A 3,129-nucleotide genomic window follows, 5' to 3' on the forward strand; every position below is an offset into this window, starting at 1 on the left:
AAGCCCGGGTGAGTGCATTGAAACTGCGGCCAAACAGCCCCGGTTGAGGTGTAGCGGTGGCGTCGGTTTGCTTCTGCTCACGCATTCGGGCCAGCAACATGGGCGTGAGCGAGAGTGCCACCAGCCCCGACATGAGAATCACGATACCGATCGTGGCGCCGAATTCGAGGAATAATCTACCGAGCAGGCCGCCCATCAGGATCAGCGGCAGGAACACGGCCGCCAGCGAGAGCGTCATCGACAGAATCGTGAAGCCGATTTCCCGGCTGCCGATCAGTGCGGCCTGCATCGGGCTTTTGCCCATTTCGCGGTGGCGGGAAATGTTTTCGAGCATGACGACCGCGTCATCGACAACAAAACCAACCGCGAGTGTCAGCGCCAACAGCGTCAGGATGTTCAGGCTGTAGCCGAGCAGATGCATGACGGCAAATGTGGCCAGAATCGAGATCGGAATGGAAATCACCGCGATGAGCGTTTGTCGCCATTGACCGAGGAACAGCCAGATCACCGCAGCGACCAGCAGACTCGCCAGAACCAGGGTGAATTCCACTTCATCGACAGCTGCCTGCACATAGGTGGACTTGTCGTAGATGATCTGCATTTTTGCGCCGCCCGGTAGCGTCGCATTGAGCTTGGGTAGTGCTTCTCGGATTGCCTTGGCGATATCGACGGTATTGCTATCGGGCTGACGAACAATGGCAAGAATGATGCCGCGCTCGTTGTTGATCCAGGTGGCGCGCGTGTTCTGCTGCACGCCATCCACCGCGTGCCCCAGCTGGTTGAGTTCGACCGGTGCGCCGTTGTTGTAGGCCACGATGAGCTTGTTGAATTGCGCCGCGTTGGTCAACTGGCCGTCGACCTTGAGGTTGTATGAACGGCTCGGGCTTTGCAGGGTGCCCTGCGGCAGATTCGCATTCTTGCTGTCGATTGCACTGACCAGATTGGTCAGGGAAAGATTGCGCGCCTGCATGGCATACGGGTTCAGAAGAAGCCGCACGGCGTAGGTTTGACCACCGAACACCCGTACTTCCGAAACGCCCGGAATGGACTGCAACTTCACCGCCAGTTGCTGTTCGGCAAAGGCATCGAGTTGGTATAGCGGCATGTCGGGGGCGGATAAACCGATAAAGACGATGGGGCTACTGGTCGGATTCTGTTGCCGCACGGTCGGCTGTTGGGTCATCGTGCTGGGGAAGAAGCGCGACGCCTGTGTGACCGCAGCTTGCGTGTCCTGAGTGGCGGCATTGATGTCGCGACTTAAATCAAATTGCAGGGTAATGCGGGTCGTGCCCGTGCTATTGACCGAGTTGATGGACAGCAGACCGGGAATCCCCGAAAACGCCTGTTCCATCGGCGAAGCGACGGCACTGGCCATGAGTTCGGCACTGGCACCGGGCAGGCTGGCGGAAACCGAGACCGTCGGGAATGCGACATTCGGCAGCATGGCGACCGGCAGTGCCCGCCAGGCAAACAGGCCAAATAGAATCAACGCGGCAAAGAGCACGGTCGTCATGACCGGGCGCCGAATGAACGGCGCAGCCAAGTTGCCGATTGCGTTACTCATTGCTCGAACTACCTGAATGCGATGCAGATTCCGCTTTTAAGTGCTCGGAACTCTGGGCTTTCTTATTGCTCGTCTTTTCAAGCGCGACCGGCATACCGGGTGCGATTCGGGCGGGTAGGGGATAGATGACTTTTGCATCGGCGGACAGGCTGCCTGCGGGCAGGGCGGCTTCGTTCGACGTGTTCCTGGCGGGAGAAACCGTCTGCATTTCGACTTTGCCATTCTTGTATAGGTAGACAAACATGCCCTGGTCGCCGATCTGTACGGCAGCCGCGGGCAGAACCTGCGCATCGGGGATTTGACCCAGCGTGAGGCGTGCCGTCACGAACTGACCGGGCCAGAGCGAACCGTCTTGGTTGTCGATCAACCCCTGCAGGCGGATGGTACCGGTACCGGCGCTGATGCTGTTGTCGATGAAGCTCAAGTGCCCCTTGCCGAGTACGTGATCGGCGTGTTCATCCAGAACCTCGACGGTGGGCGGCGGTACGCTTTTTTCTCCCGGCTTGGTTTGCCCCAGCCCCGGCCATTCCTTGCGGAGTGCTTGCAAGACCGATTGCGGCAGGCTGAAATTCACCAGCAGTTCACGATTGGAAACGAGGGTCGACAATGCGGTGTTGTTGGCGACGACGAGATTGCCGGGCTGGAGCGAAATTTCCCCCAGTCGTCCGGTAATCGGCGCCCGGATCTTGGTGTAGGCAAGGTTGATTTGCGCCGTCTGAATGGCGGCCTCATCCTGAGCGATCAGTGCGTTGGCGGCCATGGCCGTGGCTACGGCCTGATCGTACGACTGACGCGTGACGTACTCCTTTTCGACCAAGGGCTTGAGTTGCTTGACCTGCTGGGCGGCATAGCGCGCCTGGGCGCGGTCGCCCTCGAGTTTGGCCCGAGCAGAAAGCAACGCCGTTTCGAAGGGTTGTGCATCGAGCGAGAAGAGCAGATCGCCCTTTTCGACCTGCTGACCGGATTGCACGTGCACGGCATCAATGGTGCCACTGACCTGCGGCGTCAGAGTGACGGCGTTCGGGCTGGCCAACGTGCCCGCCGCGGTCATGGTGATGGGTACCGTTCGTACGCTGGGCGTGATGACCGAGACTTTCGTGATCATCATCCCCGGCATTTCTGATGTAGGCTTTTCCGTTTTAGCCTTGTCCTTTTCAGCCGATTTATCCGTTGCTGTCTGGTTTTGGCAGCCGCCCAAGGCCAGAACGGACAGTACGGCGAAGATGGTCAGTAGACGGCTCTTGTTTCCGATCATCGGGCGACGGATGGGCTCTGATTGCGGTTTGAGTCGGCGGCGCATAGTCATGGCTGGGACTGTTCCTTTTGAACATACAAATGTGATGTCGGAGCGAGATCGGGCTGATGATCGGACGATGTGGCGCCTTCACTGACGGCTGCTGTCGTCGGGTCAAGCAGGCTGTGTTCCGAGAACATGGGCGTGCCGAGTTGGCCGATGGCGGCGCCGAGTTTGGCGAGCGCAGTGTAGGCATTCAATGCGTTCTGGGCGAGTGTGACTTCGGCCGTTGCCAGCGTGGACTGAGCTGTCAAAAGATCCTGAATCGTGG

3 protein-coding genes are annotated in these 3,129 nt (G+C 59.1%); all 3 read right to left on the reverse strand.

What is annotated here, in order from left to right; genetic code table 11:
• The coding region (locus PHD44_RS12525) for an efflux RND transporter permease subunit (RefSeq protein WP_300192217.1) at positions 1 to 1,564 on the reverse strand (1,564 nt) is incomplete at its 3' end.
• On the reverse strand, positions 1,557 to 2,870 hold the full coding sequence (locus tag PHD44_RS12530; RefSeq protein WP_300192218.1) for an efflux RND transporter periplasmic adaptor subunit: 1,314 nt from the start codon (positions 2,868 to 2,870) through the stop codon (positions 1,557 to 1,559). The genes PHD44_RS12530 and PHD44_RS12525, both read right to left, overlap by 8 nt.
• Positions 2,867 to 3,129, reverse strand: a 263-nt coding sequence (locus PHD44_RS12535; protein ID WP_300192219.1) for a hypothetical protein, incomplete at its 5' end; no start/stop codon positions are given. The genes PHD44_RS12530 and PHD44_RS12535, both read right to left, overlap by 4 nt.

This window comes from Halothiobacillus sp. (genome assembly GCF_028710545.1).
Taxonomy (GTDB): domain Bacteria; phylum Pseudomonadota; class Gammaproteobacteria; order Halothiobacillales; family Halothiobacillaceae; genus Halothiobacillus.